The organism is Nocardia sp. NPDC102475 (genome assembly GCF_055584605.1).
The window spans coordinates 1-15,266 of sequence record NZ_JBVJLS010000040.1; the positions used below are offsets into that span (position 1 = coordinate 1).

Below are 15,266 nucleotides of genomic sequence, written 5' to 3' on the forward strand. Positions count from 1 at the left end.
GAGGCGCAGGGTTTGCGCCGCAATGGCCAGGACATCGCGGGCAAGATCCCGTTCCGCCGTTATGGCCGTGAGCAGGTAGCGCACCTGTACGACATCAATCTTGCCGCCAGCAAGCGGCAGGCGACGCCCGCGCAGCTGGCCGCTTTGGAGAAGGCGACTCGTGAGCACCAGCTGCGCGCGGCCGAGCGCCACGGCGTGGATCGCGCCGAGTTCGAGCAGGCCGGGGATCCCGGGCCTGGCTGGGCAATTGATTCCACACCGCGCGTGCGAACGGCGGACTCAGAGCACGAAATCGAGGGTCAGATTGACCGCAGCCATGACCGCCATGGACGCGAGCAGACCAGTGACACCGGTCCGGCCTGGACCACTCACACCAGTGCTCTCGCGAACTACCGGCCGGGCAGTGCGCTGGCCGATGCCCTCGCGCGCAGCACCGACCGAGAGGGATACGACCGATGACGCAGTTGTCTCCGCGCGACATGGTCGTGCTGACCGTATTGGCCGAAATGTATGGCGCACCAATAGATCTGGTGAGAGCGATGCTGGCTGTCTCTCGACGGCGCACCTATTACATTTTGGGCAAATGGGCTGCCGCTCGGATGATTTCGGATCTGCGGGTGACCCCGGTCCCAGGTTCGGCGTGGGTGTTTCCCACTCGGACAGCGGTTGAGGCGTTGACCGGCCGGGCCACGCGAGCGTGGGTGCCGACACCGAAGATGGCCGCGCACGTGCGGACCACGTTGGAGGTCCGGCTGGCGTTGGTCGGCCTGGATCTGGACCGCTGGATTTCCGAGCGTGCGTTGCGTTCGGAGGTCGGCCCGACCAAAGCCGGGGTGACGCGTCCGCATATCCACGACGGTCGCTACTTCACCAGCTCCGGTGATTTGTGGGCGGTCGAGGTCGAGCTGTCCCCGAAGAACCTGACGGCGGCGAAGTCCTCGCTGGCGCAGGCGGTGCACGCCGCGCAGACAGCAGGCTGCGCCGGGGTCATCTACTACTGCCAGGGCAATGCAGTCAAGAGCGTGATCCGTTCTGCCGCAGCTGGTTTGGACCTCTCGGATGGTCCGACCGTCCGGTTGGCCGATCTGGATGAACTGCTGTCGCCTACTTCGGCTCCGCGACCCGAACTCCGGGTGATCGAGGGCGGAGCCTCTGATCACGAAATCCCCCAGGTCACAGACCCCAATGAAGGAAAGGCGGTCTGATCATGACCTGCTCTCCGATGATCACTCCGGGCGATTGCGCCCCGTACGCGCCCACGCCGGTCGCTTCTCCGACACCGACTCCGACGCCCGCGCCGGGGATTCATGTCGAGCCGAAGATGCCGCCGATCGGGTTGCATCACGACCCGCTGGGTTGGCTGCCCGATTTCTCGTCATGGACGTGGGACAGCGTCGGTGACGGCGCGCTGTTGGGTGCGGCGGTGCTGGTGACGGTGCTGATCGGCACGGTGGCGATCCTGGCACCGGCCACGCTGTTGGGGTGGAAGCCGCAGCGGCTGCGGAACTGGCTGTTCGGTTCGGTGTTGGTGATGCCGGGTGCTGCGGCGTTGTGGGCGTGGGATGTGTTCGCCCCGGCCCGCGACTTCGCCCAGGCCGCAACCGATTTCATGGCGGGCCAGTATGTCGGTGGTCTGCTGGGTATGGCGTCGCTGCTGATCCCGGCTGCGTGGCTGACCGCGACCATCGCCCACACCAACCGGCGCGTGCAGCTGGCCACGGTCGGGTTGAAGTCCCCGGCCCGCACGGAGCGGGCGTTGTACGCCCAAGCTCAGCGTGAGCAGCGTGCAGCGACCCGGTTGTCGCGTCGGCGGTTGCCGTTCACGACCGGTGGACTGAATCCGGATCTGGTGATCGGGCGCTTGGCGGCCGAATGCGACCAGGCCCCGCCTCGTTCGGTGTTGCGGTCGCTGACCGGGCGCACCGAGACCCGGTTGATCCTGCCGTGGATCAACGTCGCCGAGCACATGAGCACCGTCGCATCGAGCGGTTCGGGCAAGACGACGCTGATGGTGCGGGTGCTGGTGTCGTGGTTCGTCACGACCTGGATGCGGCATCGGCAGTGGTGGCGCCTGGATCGGCCCGGTCGGCCGTTGGTCATCGTCGTGGACTGCAACGGCGGTCCGGAGTCGCGCAAGGTCGCCGCGCGCATGCGGAAGTGGTTCGCCGCGTTGGGTGTTCGCGAGGACCGTTTCGGTGTCTTCCCCGATGATGTGTCGCTGGGTATGTGGCCGCGCGACTTCGAGTCCAAGAAGCCGGAGGTTCAGAAGGCCATCGTGGCGGATCTGCGGTCGATCCTGTCGGCGATGGTTTCCGGCGGCTCGACGCCGACCACCGACACCGAGAAGTACTTCCACGAGATCCGCGAGACCCTGATCCACCTGATCGTGGACGCCCCGGCCCGGATCGAGGTCATCGACGGTGTGCCGACCCCGATCGGGCACAACCCGCCCCGGTCCTGGATCGAGTTCCTGTCCCGGCTCAATCCCGAGCGGCTGGCGAAGCTGTGGGGCGGACAGATCGGGATAACGCCGTGGACCGGTGTTCCGGGTGTGGAGCTGGAGATCGCCTCCACTCTCGATGGCAAGCAGCCGGTGATGAACTCGGCGCGGGCGGAGTTCTCGAATCTGTACCGGGCGTTGGGTGATGCGTTCGACGGCGAGAAGGCGCTGACCGATTTCGACGCCCTCTACATCGTCCTGGAAGGCGTGAAAACCCCGGATCGTGCTCGTGCCCAGTTCGGTGCGCTCGGCACGATGTTCGAGCAGCTCGCCGACAAGCCGCACGGCCGCACATCGCTGATGGTCGTGGACGAGTTCTCGGCGGTCTCCGATGGCAAGACCCGCGCGGTCAAGTGGGTGGAGCGGCTGCGTAAGGCCGGTATCGGTACGTGGTGGATCGCGCAGTCCTGGGAAGGGCTGGGCCACGACGACGACAACCGTTCGGCATTGGTCGCCGCCGCCTCGGGTGGCTCGTTGCTGATGCGCTCGCCGGATCCGGAAACGCTGTCCAAGAAGTACGGCACCCGCCCGAAGTTCGAGCAGTCCCGCAAGTTGATCAGCGGTAACCGCGACGGCGACGAGGGCAATGTCCAGTCCTCGGATCAGTTCCTGATTCCGCCGAACCGGTTGCGCGCCATGAAGAAGGGCGACGTGGTGCAGGTCTCGGGTGGCCGCGCCCGCTTCGGCTTCATCTCGCAACTGGTCGACGCCGAAATGAAGCGTCTGCGCCCGCTGCCGGGCCTGGACCGCTTCACCGGCCCCGCAACCGAGGACACCAACGCCGACGCCCTGGCGCCGGTGATCGATCTGCCCAAGCGCCGTCCGGCGTAATCGGTTCTATCGCAAGGAGATTCACATCATGGCTATGCCCAACCCGGTTGATCCGGAAGACCACGGCGAGGAACTGGGAGGCCGCAGCGCCGCCGAGCAGGCCCGCGAGCAGCAGATCCTCGAAGCGCTCACCGCGGACATGGAGGGCACCGCCGCCGAGAAGCTGGCTCAGCAGCTGGTGGTGCCGGTCGTCCCGGACGGCGGATCGGTCGGACGCAGCGTCGCACCGCACATCGACCGGCTCACGAAGACCCGTGAGTGGGCGTGGTTGTGGGGACCGGCCGTCGCCACGGCGGGCGGTGCGGTCGTGGCGGTGTCGGTGTTGCCGCTGCCCGGCCCGCTGGCGCTGTACGTGCTGGCCCTGGCGGCGTTCGCGTGGTGGCACTGCGCCGGACGGCCGGGCGCGATCGAGACCGTGCGGATGCTCGCCTACGCGGTCGCTGATGCCGGCGCTTGGATCCGCCGCCACGTCGAGCAGCTGGCGCAGCGCCGCGCCCGCTACGAGAAGCGACGCACCCGCCCGAACGCCGAATCCGAAGCCGAGTAGGAGGAGTGAGAACTGATGTGTGACAACGCCATTGACGAAGTGATCGAGGAAATGCGCGGTATCCCGTTGCTGCGGGGCATCGAGGCGCCGTCGTCACCGAGTGCCGCCGAGATCGATACCGCCCGCGGCTATCTGCGGGCCTGTGTCGAGATGGCACCGGGCTGGACCGAGGCGCACACCGCCGAGGTCGATGCCCTGCCCGCCGAGGTCGTCGTTGAGCGCGCTCTGCGGCTGTGGCCGCAGGGCTGGACCGACTTCTGCGAGTACTTCGCCAGCGATATCCGCGCCTACGAAACCGATCAGGCCGCGCGCGCGGCCACCACCGAGAAGGAGAACTGATCATGTCCGATCCCTTGCGTTACTTCCTCACCGCTCCAGATCTTCCGCCCGCGTTGTGGTCGGCCTCGCCCGAGCAGTTCCGGGCCGCGCTGCTGGCGACCAACGGCGAGCCCGAACCCTCGCCCTACTTCGCCCATCTGCACAAACTGGCGCTGGTGCTGGTTCTGGAGGCCCCGGCCGGGCGGCCTGCCAGCGCCGCGGAGTTCTTGGCGCGGCTGGCGCCGGCCGAACTCGCGAAGGCGTGGGGCGGTGATATCGACGCCACCAAGTCGTGGGCGGGTCATCCCGGTGCCGATGAGCTGATCGCGGCCGTCATCGGCGGCAAGTACCCCACCGTTTCGGTGGTGCTGGCCCAGTGCCACAACGCCTTTCGTAGCTGGGGCGCCGATCCGGGCGCACTGCATGCCGCCGCCGAGGCCGCTGGTATCGACCTCGATCCCGCTTCGAGCATCTGAGGACATCTGATGTACCGCAACGATATTCGCAGCGCACTGGTTGCCGTAGCGGCAGGCGCGGTCGGTGCCGCCGCTGTGGTGGCCTGGATGGAAGCCGATCTGCACGCCGAGATCGCGCAGTGGATCGACCGGCGCAGGCTCACTGCCGCCGAACGTGTCGAGTACGACGAACTCGGCGCGCAGCTGCAACGCCAACGTGACGCCGAGACCGACTGGTACACCGCCGCCGCTGAGGAGGTTCGGGCGAAGTTTCGCCCCAATCTGGTTATCACCGTGCGGGATCGGCCGATCAACTCCCTCACCGATTTCACCGTCGCCGAGCTCATCGAGGAGATCAGCGAGCGTAAGCGCCTGATTCAGGTGATACGGGCGATGTACTACCAGAGCGATCGGCCCGCCGAGGAGATCCAGGTCTACAGCGACCAGTTGGCTGCGCTGCGCGATGAGTTCGACGCCCGCAACTACAACTGGCAGCTCTCGCCGTTGGACCGCCGCCGTGTCTCGGCGGCGCGGAAGACCGTCCGCGCCCACACCGAATGGGACGACCCGGCCCCACTGGAGCAGCCCGCAACCGACACCCGGTTGGAGTTTCCGCCGTACCCGCGGTTCGAAGGCCCTGGCTACGCCGAGTACGGCGTTTCCACCGATCCCACCACCAAGGAGAACTGATCATGTCCGATCGCAGTGTCGAAGACGAATTCATCAGCGAGGCACGGAAATTCAGTGCCTCGATGCAGACCGCGATGCGTCGTTACGCCCAAGCATCGAACTGGCTGGAACGTCGCCGCGCACGCCGTGAAATCAGCCTGGTCACCCGCCAGGAGGCCCGCGAGCAGCTGGCCGCTCATCAGCGCCACCGCAGCTACACCGAGGTAGCGGTTGACCGGTATCGGGCGCACGCGCTGGCGGTATCGCAGCGCGCCAACGACCCGACCGTCGACCACGACCGCCGTTTCCGCGATGCCCAGGCGCTGGCTCGCCACCGCAACGACATGGCCGAACGGGTCCTGCGCAACCCGCATCTGACCCAGGTCGAGCAGGGCATCGCGCTCGACGGGTTGGACGCGGCCACAGCGTTTCCCGAGTTCAAGACCGATGGTCGGCTGTTCAACCGGGCGAACAAGGTCAAGGGCATCGAGGCATTGCGCTATCGCGCCCAGGTCGCGCGAGAGATGCGTGCCGCGGGCATCGAACGCCCAGCGATGTTCACTGCCCCGGCCCGCGTGATGCAGCAGCGCCCGCAGGTGGTCGCGTCGGTGGAGTGGTCGGATCCGGATCGTCAGATCACCGGCCGCAACGCCGAGCCGTTCGGAGATCCCGACCGTAACGGTCGACCCGCCGCCGTGCGGCACATCGATCCGGCGCAGCAGTTCCAGGTCAAGGCGACGGTTAGTCGTTGGGTGCCCGGCATGCCGACTGTGGAGCAGGACCGCATGTTTGCCGGTGAGCAGGAAGCGATCGACTGGCTGCACCGCGACATCACCGAGTCGCGGTGGTCTCCGGATGCCCGCGTCGGTGTGGAAGTTGTTGACCTCAGCGATATTCGGGAGCCGATCTACTCCGATGAGGGCCGCCCGGTGACCGTCGCCAACACCCTCAAGGCACGCAGCGCCGAGTTGCGCGAGCACGGCCGGGCCCGCGACCACGATCGGGTCGACCCGTGGAGCGCCGAACACGAGCGTGACCAGGCCCGCACCGAGCTGGCGTCGCTCAAGGACCGGCATCGGCTCTCGATCCAGCACAACAACCAGCTGGTCAACCGCAACGCCGCGCTGGTGAAACAGCTGACCGCGCTCACCGCCGAGCGTGATCAGTGGCGCGATGAGTACGAAAAAGACACCGTCGATGATGCCCGCCTGGAGGCCGAACGCTCCCAATTGCGTGAAACCAACAGCAGGCTCACCGCCAAGCTGGACCAGGCCCTGGCCGAACGTGACGCGGCCGTGCAGAAACTCGCCGAGATGACTCCAGAGCACGAACGCTACGGCAGTCCAGAGCGCCAAGCCGAGCAAGCCCAACAGCGCGCCACCGCGCAGGCCACGGCGTCGTCGGAATCGGGTGGGCGGTCCCCTCTTGCGGACTACCAGCCCGGCCACGCCCTGGCAGATGCCGTCGCCCGCAACGGACGCGACCGGGACGGGATGGAGCGCTGAGCACCGAAACAGCCATGCCGGGCGTGCGACCGCCCGGCATGGATTGGCCCGACACCACAACAACCTTGCGAGATCGAGAGGAAGCCGAACCAATGACCGAGAATACCCGCCCCGAACTGCACGAACCCGAATCCGAGACTGAGCAGCGGATGCGCGCGGACTTCATGCACGCCTGGAGCAGCATCTCAAGGGACCCCGAGGACTACGACCCGGCCGACGAGGTGGATTACGCCGAGTACTCGAACCCGTGGGTCAGCCAGGAGTACTGGAGCGACGAGTGGGTCTACCTGTCGACTGCGACGCATCGCTGGGAGGACAACCGCGACCGCGCCACTCGCGCCCTGGGCGTCAACAGACGAATCCTGTCGCCGATCCAGCAGCGCAGCGAGGAGCAGGCCCGCTACATCGCCGAGAACGGTATCGAGCGCGACGAGCACGGTCTGCTGACCTCTCACTATGTGACTCGCGTGGACGATCGTGCCACGGGCAATATGCTGACTGGTTTCGGCCTCATGCCGTGGGCGAATGCGGCCGAAATCCGCACTGGCGCACCGGTTCCGGTGTCGTCGGCCTTCGCTGCGGCTCGCACCCGCGAACTGGCCAGCAGCGCGTCGCCGTTGGCGAACTACCGGCCTGGCAATGCTCTGGCCACTGCCCTGGCAAACGCTGAGCGTGACGGAGCCGAGCGGTGAGCACTCCGGCCATCGAGGCGACCATGCCCGCCTCCGCAGCACAGACCTTTGCGATCCCGGCCCTGCCGGCGCCGATGCGGGAATTCGTCCCGACCGGCTCCCCGGCACCGGCACCGCAGGTGCACACCAGTTCGGTGGCCGAGCCGGTGGCCGAGCTGAGCGCCGACGAGTTGGTCCAGCGGCTGATCGCGGCGCATCAGCGCACCGCCGAGCTGGAGGAGCAGCTCGCCGCGGCGGTCGCGGCCCGCGATGCCGCCGAGCATCAGGCCGCGCAGCTGGAAGACCGTAACCGGGAGTTGGCCAGCGAAGTGGACAACGCCCTGGATCAGCTTGCCGGGCACGCCCTGCACGCCGAGCAGGAACGCCTGATCCGCACTCCGGCGTGGAGCCCGTGGGCCGCGTCAACCGACCGAGAGGGATATGACCGATGAACTCGACAGCCACTGTCCACCCTGTCCAGCAGCCGTCAACCGGCCGGTTCGATCTGGCCGAGCTGACCGCTTTGGCGATGACAGTCGTTATCGGTTTGGGGGCGTTCGCGTGGTCGTTCGCCGCGTTGACCGAGCTGAGCCAGATGGCCGGGATTACACACCGTCTAGCGTGGGCCGGACCGATTTTCGTGGATGGCGCGATTGTCCAGTCCGCCGTCGCCCTCGTCTCGTTGCAGCGCCGAGCCCGCCAGAACATCCCGATTCCGACCGCGACGCGCGTGTTCTTCTGGGGCGAGTTGTTCGCCGCCGAACTCATCTCGGTTATCGGAAATGGCCTGCACGCTGCGGAATCCGGGCAACGCATCCTGCCCGCGACCATCGCGGCATGCGTGGCCGGTGCTGCGCCGTTGTTCGGCCTGGCGGCCACGCACGGCCTGACCGCGCTGATCGAGGTTCCCCGCAACCCGGCCCCGAGCCCGGAGACCGAGTTGACACCGATTCACGCGGACTCGACACGGCTGGACACCGACTGGACAGGACCGGACAGCGACCGGACAGTACTGGACAGCGAGTGCACAGCCACTGTCGAGGCGGTGGACAGCGACCCGAACGCGGAGCGCGACGCCGAGATCCGCCGCCGCTCTGCAGCTGGGGAATCCACGCGCCGGATCGGTGCCGCGGTCGGGTTGTCGCATTCCCGTGTCGCGCAGATCATCGCCGCTGTCGACCCGGTTGACGGCGCGGTGGACAGCGGCGGGGAGGTGCTGAGCTTGGTTCGCTGACCTATTGCCCGGTGGTGCGGGAGGGTGTGCGGCGGTCCCTCCCGCGTCAAGGGCGCACAGCGTCGGCTACGCCGATGACCTTGCGGCCACCCTGGACCCGCGAGCCTCTACCGCCACACGGGCAGAGCCCTTCGAGGGCAGGCAGTGAGCCTGCCCCCTTCAACCCTTTCACCACCTCAACTTCGGAGGAAGCCATGACCAACACACTCAGTGACCTGGACCAGATCAATGCCGAGCTGATGGGCCAGGGTGCCCGGAATCCGTTCGGGCGTGATGTCGAGATCGGCGCGATGGTGTCCGGTGAGATCGTCGCCGTCGTGCGCCGGCATCGCCACAACAGCAAAGGCCAGCCGCTGTTTTGGGTCGACCGCAAGCCGATGATCGCCCAGGCCGGGGACCCGGTCATCGATTCGCAGCTGATCCTCGAGACCGACGAGCGCGAAGACGAGGCCGATGACGGCCTGCGTGCGATCACCTTGGATCGGGATGTTCAGCGCGCCATTGCCGCGGGCGTGCGTCGTGCCCGCGCTGGTGGTGTCGCGATCGGCGGGCAGCTCGACGGCCTGCTTTATGCCGGTCCTGTCGAAGGTGGTGGCTACGGCCGCAACTACGACCTGCGCGCCTACCTTCCGCCCGTCGCATAGATCCACCAACACCGAAGCCCGGCCGAGAAATCGGCCGGGCTTTTTCGTGTTTCCAGCCTGTCGGCTGGGCCCTGCTTTGCCTGACTGTTCCCCGGGCCCTTCCTCCGAAGGCAAACCGAGCCCGGGGCGACGGTTGCTCAAGGGTGGCCGGTAGGCCATCGGCGCAGCCGACGCGACGTCAGGAGCGCCCTTGAACGACCGTCGAGCCGGGCTCAAACTATCCGGCCGAGGAAGGGCCTCCTCCGTGGTGTCAGCAGTCGATCTTGGTGGGTCGGCTTGTCGATCATGACAGCAAAGTCCCAGCGAAAAACTAGGCACTAGCCGGTCCACGTGTGGACCAGCCAGTGCTGCTCTCTTCCACCACCCCACCCATCCCCTGACCTGCGGTTAAGGGCGGGATTTCTGCTCGCTCCCACCCCCACCCCCGTCCGACATCTCATCACCCACTTCGTGGTCAACGAGATGTCGGACGGGGGTGGGGGTGGGAACAATCAGAAATCAAAAGATCAAAAAGGGGGATGGGTGGGGTGGTGGAAGAGAGAAAAAGAAAAAAGACATTGGTTGCGTTGGGTGGGTATCGGAAAGTTTGCGGCGTGGTGCTTTGGCATACGAGGGTGGCTGGTCACGTCGTGTGCATCGGCTGCGGTCTACTGCACGCGGCTGGCGTGGCGCGGTAGCTGGTGGCGCGCGGCGCGGTGGTGAGCGGGTGTCGCGACCTGACGGTCGCGCGGGCCTGCGCGCGGGGCGTGTCTGTTCCCTCCGGTATGACCTGAGAAGGGGCCTATCACACGGTCACCGAACATCAAGGGCGCCTGGCGGCGTCGGCTGCGCCGATGGCCTGCGGCCACCCTTGACGCCCGGAGCCCGTGTGATCGAAACGCCCCAGGCCATACCGGAGGGAACAGACACACAAACCAGCCCTACGCGCTACGAGCCCGAACAGCTGCGCGGCCGAAGGCCGCGGAAAAGATTCCGCTCGCCGCGGGGCAGGCCACCCAGAGGGACCAGGGCACGGAAGGACCAGTCAGCAGGTCTACCGCGACCTCCAGAACAGGCGGACGGACTCTCCATGGCCAGGAAGTCACCCGGCAGCAACTATGCAGCACTGAATACGGTTACCGAGGGGCTACCAGCGAGGGGCGGGATCAGGGTTGCTGATCCCGCTTCCAAGCCGTGCCGGTCCAGCTTTAAGGCAATCCGCAGATATGTATGGGCGGTTCAGATATGCCCATACATTGCCCATACACACGTGTGTGGCGTGTGTACCTCGGTATGGGCGTGTGGACCAGTACGGTCCTGGCTGTGCGCATCTACGCAATTGCCAACCAGAAGGGTGGCGTCGGCAAGACCGTCGACACGATCAACTTGGCGGCCGCGCTGGCCGAACATGGCCGGCGGGTGCTGGCGATCGACTGGGATCCGCAGGGGCACCTCACCGAAGCGCTCGGCGTGCAGACGTCCGATGGGGCGTCCCTGGCGCGGGCGCTGCTGGGGCAGTGGAGTGGTGAGCTCGCCGAGCTGGTGCAGCAGGTCGACGGCGATCTGTATGCGATCCCGACCAGCGATGACATGTTCTTGCTGGAACCGCAGATGTACGGGCGCTCAGGCAGGGAGTATCTGCTCAGCCGGTTCCTCGACGCGCTGGTCGGCATCTTCGATGACGTGGTGATCGATTGCCCGCCGTCGCTGGGCGCGCTCAACGACAACGCTCTGGTCGCCACCCGCCGCCGTCTCGCCGGTGAGCAGGTGCAGGGAAAGATCGTGATCCCGGTTCAGGCCGAGGACTCGAGCATCCGGGCACTGCGGTTGTTCCTTCGACAGATCACGACCCTGCAGGAGGCGCTGAACATCCAGCTCGACGTCGCAGGCCTGATCGTCAACCTCTACGACGGCCGCAAGGGCCGCATCGCGACATCGACGCTCGAGGCGTTCCAAAGCCATCCGTTGGGTGTGCTGGCGGTGTTCAAGGACCTCAAGGAAGTTCGGGAGGCGTGGCGGCTGCACACCACGGTGATCGCGCACGCACCCGACAGCGAGACCGCCGCGGGATTCCGTGGGCTTGCCGGTCGTCTCGATCCCGAGCTGGCGCCGGTGGTGACCTCGTGAGCGCCCGCCGCCGTGACCCGCTGCCCGGCCCGGATCTGTCCGGCACCGACCCGAACGAGGTCCTGCGGTCCCGGATCAACCTCAACGTCCCGGTCAACCCGCCCCCGCCCACACCTGCCCATACACAGGTAAGGGCGAGTGGAGAACGTGTACGGACGGGTAAGGGCGGCGGTACTCGGCCGGATCCGGAAGGGATGCGCCGCGCCTCGTTCTACATCACCCAGGAGGCGGCAGCAGCCCTCGAGGGTGCTGCGGACCGGATCGTGCAGCTGCTCGGCGACGGCACGCCGCGGCACGTCGCGCTGTCCGCGCTGATGTTGGCCGGCGCCAAGCAAGTGGATGTCGTAGCGCAAGAGCTGGCCCGTCAACGCGCCGCCGAGCTCGCCGCCCGCCTGGCGGCTCTACCACCCATACCTGAGTAACACCTGCCCATACACGACCCTTACCTGTGTATGGGCGGGTGTGGGTGGGTGTTATTCCGATGACTTGGTGCGCTTCAGGACACTCTGTCCCGTAACGGTCGGGGAGACCGGCCGGAGCAGTTCTATGGTTTGAGTCGCGCGTTTACCGCGGCGTTGGTGGTGCAGCGGTCGGTTCAGCGGCGCTCGGCGTTGTCGCCGTGCCACCTGCGTGGATGGTGATTTCCGGTGACGGGGCGTCAGGAGGCCACGGATTCTGGAGCTTGTCGACCACTGGCGCTATCGCCTCGTAGACGGCGGCCGCCATGGACTTGTCGATAGCGCCCTCCCCGCCGTGCGCGTTGTAGTCCAGGATCTGCAGATAGTCCACCATCTGCGGGCCGGTCAGCTCGATGTTCACCATTCCGCTCGGGTCCTCGGTGAAGTTCTTCGGCTTATCGATCTTCTTGGTCTGATAGGTGCCATCGCCGTGGTTGGTCCTGGTCCATAGATCCTTGCCCATGTGGAGCGTGAACGTCGCAACGCCAGCGGCTTTGCGCTCTCGATCGCCCTGTTCCTTCGGCGAGTCAGTGACGCTACAGCCCGTTATGGCGAGAGCTAGAAGGCCGGCCATTGCTGCGGACGCCAGCATCCGCCCGACTGGTCTACCTCGATTGATCATGTCCCCGTGTCCCCTCTGGTCGAAACCCCTGCCTGGTCCAGGGTAGGGAACAGCACCGACAGATCTTGGTGAATCAGGTTGGCGCACCATGGATTCGAATAATCGAGTACTCCCGCCCGATCGCGAACCTCCTAGTGGTCACACCGCGGTGTGCACGGCGGCGTGAAGATTCTGTACCGGCAGATGTTGCAGGTGTGCACCCGGTGATGGCCGCCTGCCTCCAAGCAGGGCACAGAGCCCACAGTCGCCCGGCCTGGCCCGAAGCGGTGTCCGCGCGGGCAGCCGATCGGGGCGGGTTCGACCCATCCCTTGCGAGTCCAGTACAGCCGCTGCGGGTCGAGGACGATCCGGCCTTCGACCGCGTACACCGGCTCCCAGTCATCGAACACTCTTTCGATTCTGGCACGAACCGTACGGTCGTTCGAGATAGGCTCACGGTATGAACGTGGGTGATCGAGTGCTGTTGGTGAGCGGGGGAGTGTCGGTATTCGAGATCCTCGAGCTGCATGGGGATCAAGCCTTGGTCGAAGCGATCCAGGAAGATGCGCCGGGGCGCTACCCGTTCGAGACGCCGATCGAGCACTTGGTACTCGCCGATCCGGAGTGACGGTGTCGGGCACTTCGACACGACCACCACATCGCATCTTCGATGTGTCCGCTTTTCTGGTGCTTCCTGGATTCCGTTGGCGACCCGCGATTTTGAACTTTTTTTGAACGTCCGCAGCCGCGAGATGCGGTTGACTTGTCCTTCGGTGAGCCGCGGGCGGTGAGCTGCTCGTGGTGTCCGGTGTCGGACCTACAGTTCGACGTGGCGGCGTTACTGGCTGACCGCAACTTCGACTCATCGAGGAAACGGTGGATTGCAAGCGCGTCAACACGCGTCGCCCAAGACCACGCTGAGGTGCGCCGACCTGCAGGTTCCGACGCTCAAAGAGAGGACATACATACACGCGTGTAAGTAGAAAGTTCTGGCAGCCGGATCGATGTGTACGGCCTTCTGTCGTCCCCAAAAGGCAAGATAGAGCGGGTGATTCGAAGAATCGTGCCGTGCATCAATGGCCTCATGCGCGACGGCCTTTACAGCAGGCACCACCCGGTTTGTGCTCCAATAAGTACGGCTCGAACAAGCCCTGGAGGGTGATGGAAGAGCGCTGCCCCGACCTGCGCCAACAGGTCAGGGCAGCTGGTGTCCGAATGTTCTCTCACAGAAAAACAGAAAACGGATCATCTATGAGATTAGCCAAGACACCGGCTGTGGCAGAACCCCACCAAGCCGGCAAGTTCTCGCGCGCCGACTCGAAGTACGGCGAAAACGTTCTCACCAGCAGTTACTCCGGACTGCAACACTCTGCACCCCCGATTCGTAAGGTTCCCACACCTGATCAACCAGAAGATGGGAACTGCTACAGATGATCGAGATATTCACCGGCGCAGTGGGACTCGGTGCATTGGGGTACGCGCTGCGCCTGGGGTTTCACTGGCTTCACCACGACGGTTTGGTGCGGCTCATGGCTGGAACCATTGCCGTCGTCCATCCCGACGCAACCCGCCGAAAGGATGCCCGAACCGTCTTACGCGACACACGAGGTCGGGCATCCGGATCTGATACATGAGCGAAGCCCGCTGGCCGCCGATGACTGGAAGACCTTTGAGCGCGTTGGGCATCCAATGGTGTCGGTGCCCGGCAGTACAGTGTGGGCACTGCGAAGGTCGCGGGTTCGAGCCCCGCTGGGTCCACTACAAGGGCTCATAGCTCAGTTGGTAGAGCATCGCATTGATCGCAGGGCTCTCGACGCCCGCGAAGCAGAAGGCCCGGCCGCCAGCCGGGCCTTCTGCCATTCCCGACGTGTGATGTCGCCTCGAACACGGGGCTCGTACTGGTAAGGACCCCCACCACACCCTGTAGCGCAAAAGCCTGCCGAGGAACCTGCTTGTCGGCAGGGCAGATGGACTCCGAATGAGGCCGAATGGACCCACATGGATCCCACATGGACCCCATATAGACCCCACATGGGGGACCGGAATTGTGCTAGCCTGGGTCGCATCGCCGCCCCATTGAGGTGGGGTTGGAAGTAAGCCGTGGGATTACTCGCCGGAGACGAGGCCCGCGGCTTGCGTCGTTTTCAGATGCTGTGGATGTCGACCAGGCCACCGAGTGTGTGCAGGTAGCCGGGATTTCCCACACGATGCTGCACGAGTGCCCCGCACACCACATCCGCGACGGCCAGGACCGGTTCGGCTCGTCCCCGGATGTGGTCGATCCGCAGCGGCCCGGTGATGATCCTGCGGGCGCGGAACTTCTGCAGCAGGTCCAAATCGCTGCGATCCATCGTTCCGCGCGATTCGAGAGTGACCTGATTGCAGGGCATGTGCGCCAGCATGGGCAGCAGGTGTTCGAGGCATTTGCGGCGGTGCCGGCGATCGGCGGCGCCCGGGTCATGGTGCACCACGATGATGCTGCACACAGGCAATTCGGCGATGACGCCCACCAGTTCGTGGCGGCGTTCGGTACTGCTGCCGTGCCAATGCACCTTGGTCTCGCCGGGCAGCAATAGCGCGTCCATCGTCTTGCGCACCACTGGGACGTCTTCGTCTTCGATGAGCGCCGCAGCCACGATGTAGGTTCCGGGGTCGCGGTCTGGCTGCGATCCGCTCTCATCGCCCCACGCTGTCAGCATGAGGCAAAAGTCTAGGACCGCGCCCAGA

Annotated in this window: 16 protein-coding genes and 1 pseudogene; 15 read left to right on the plus strand and 2 right to left on the minus strand. The window is 65.8% G+C overall.

Going from position 1 to position 15,266, the window contains the following annotated elements; translation table 11 throughout:
• The 14 genes and pseudogenes from ACZ60G_RS41400 to ACZ60G_RS41465 form a co-directional block, all read left to right on the plus strand.
• Window positions 1-459: pseudogene (locus ACZ60G_RS41400) on the plus strand (hypothetical protein); the annotation flags it as partial.
• Window positions 456-1,205 (plus strand): hypothetical protein, encoded by a 750-nt coding sequence (locus ACZ60G_RS41405; protein ID WP_465817498.1) that lies wholly within the window; start codon window positions 456-458, stop codon window positions 1,203-1,205. The pseudogene ACZ60G_RS41400 and the gene ACZ60G_RS41405, both read left to right, overlap by 4 nt.
• A gap of 2 nt (window positions 1,206-1,207) precedes the next feature.
• Window positions 1,208-3,331, plus strand: coding sequence for a type IV secretory system conjugative DNA transfer family protein (locus tag ACZ60G_RS41410; RefSeq protein WP_465817500.1), 2,124 nt, complete (start codon window positions 1,208-1,210; stop codon window positions 3,329-3,331).
• Between the two features lie 28 nt (window positions 3,332-3,359).
• Window positions 3,360-3,878, plus strand: coding sequence for a hypothetical protein (locus tag ACZ60G_RS41415; protein ID WP_465817502.1), 519 nt, complete (start codon window positions 3,360-3,362; stop codon window positions 3,876-3,878).
• Between the two features lie 15 nt (window positions 3,879-3,893).
• Window positions 3,894-4,217: a hypothetical protein gene (locus ACZ60G_RS41420; protein WP_465817504.1), complete on the plus strand. Its 324-nt coding sequence runs from the start codon at window positions 3,894-3,896 to the stop codon at window positions 4,215-4,217.
• Between the two features lie 2 nt (window positions 4,218-4,219).
• Window positions 4,220-4,672 carry a hypothetical protein gene (locus ACZ60G_RS41425; protein WP_465817506.1) on the plus strand — a complete coding sequence of 151 codons (453 nt, stop codon included), beginning with the start codon at window positions 4,220-4,222 and terminating at the stop codon, window positions 4,670-4,672.
• Window positions 4,673-4,681: 9 nt separating this feature from the next.
• The gene (locus ACZ60G_RS41430) at window positions 4,682-5,341 is read left to right on the plus strand and encodes a hypothetical protein (protein ID WP_465817508.1); all 660 of its coding nucleotides are present in this window, start codon (window positions 4,682-4,684) and stop codon (window positions 5,339-5,341) included.
• 2 nt (window positions 5,342-5,343) lie between these two features.
• A complete protein-coding gene (locus ACZ60G_RS41435; protein ID WP_465817510.1) occupies window positions 5,344-6,825 on the plus strand; it encodes a hypothetical protein in 1,482 nt (493 codons plus the stop codon).
• 92 nt (window positions 6,826-6,917) lie between these two features.
• A complete protein-coding gene (locus ACZ60G_RS41440; RefSeq protein WP_465817511.1) occupies window positions 6,918-7,517 on the plus strand; it encodes a hypothetical protein in 600 nt (199 codons plus the stop codon).
• Window positions 7,514-7,948: a hypothetical protein gene (locus tag ACZ60G_RS41445; RefSeq protein ID WP_465817513.1), complete on the plus strand. Its 435-nt coding sequence runs from the start codon at window positions 7,514-7,516 to the stop codon at window positions 7,946-7,948. The genes ACZ60G_RS41440 and ACZ60G_RS41445 overlap by 4 nt, the downstream gene beginning before the upstream one ends.
• A complete protein-coding gene (locus tag ACZ60G_RS41450; protein WP_465817514.1) occupies window positions 7,945-8,730 on the plus strand; it encodes a DUF2637 domain-containing protein in 786 nt (261 codons plus the stop codon). Before ACZ60G_RS41445 ends, ACZ60G_RS41450 begins: the two co-directional genes overlap by 4 nt.
• A 194-nt stretch (window positions 8,731-8,924) precedes the next feature.
• Window positions 8,925-9,374 carry a hypothetical protein gene (locus ACZ60G_RS41455; protein WP_465817516.1) on the plus strand — a complete coding sequence of 150 codons (450 nt, stop codon included), beginning with the start codon at window positions 8,925-8,927 and terminating at the stop codon, window positions 9,372-9,374.
• A gap of 1,302 nt (window positions 9,375-10,676) precedes the next feature.
• Window positions 10,677-11,480, plus strand: a complete 804-nt coding sequence (locus ACZ60G_RS41460; RefSeq protein ID WP_465817518.1) for a ParA family protein — start codon at window positions 10,677-10,679, stop codon at window positions 11,478-11,480.
• Window positions 11,477-11,902, plus strand: a complete 426-nt coding sequence (locus ACZ60G_RS41465; protein ID WP_465817520.1) for a hypothetical protein — start codon at window positions 11,477-11,479, stop codon at window positions 11,900-11,902. The genes ACZ60G_RS41460 and ACZ60G_RS41465 overlap by 4 nt, the downstream gene beginning before the upstream one ends.
• Before the next feature lie 142 nt (window positions 11,903-12,044).
• On the opposite strand, the gene ACZ60G_RS41470 is transcribed toward ACZ60G_RS41465, so the two are convergent.
• Window positions 12,045-12,401 (minus strand): hypothetical protein, encoded by a 357-nt coding sequence (locus ACZ60G_RS41470; RefSeq protein WP_465817522.1) that lies wholly within the window; start codon window positions 12,399-12,401, stop codon window positions 12,045-12,047.
• Between the two features lie 598 nt (window positions 12,402-12,999).
• Here ACZ60G_RS41470 and ACZ60G_RS41475 point away from each other — a divergent pair.
• Window positions 13,000-13,167: a hypothetical protein gene (locus tag ACZ60G_RS41475; protein WP_465817524.1), complete on the plus strand. Its 168-nt coding sequence runs from the start codon at window positions 13,000-13,002 to the stop codon at window positions 13,165-13,167.
• Window positions 13,168-14,683: 1,516 nt separating this feature from the next.
• Here ACZ60G_RS41475 and ACZ60G_RS41480 read toward each other — a convergent pair.
• Complete coding sequence (locus tag ACZ60G_RS41480) at window positions 14,684-15,238, minus strand: hypothetical protein (protein WP_465817526.1); 555 nt, start codon at window positions 15,236-15,238, stop codon at window positions 14,684-14,686.
• Window positions 15,239-15,266: the final 28 nt, after the last annotated feature.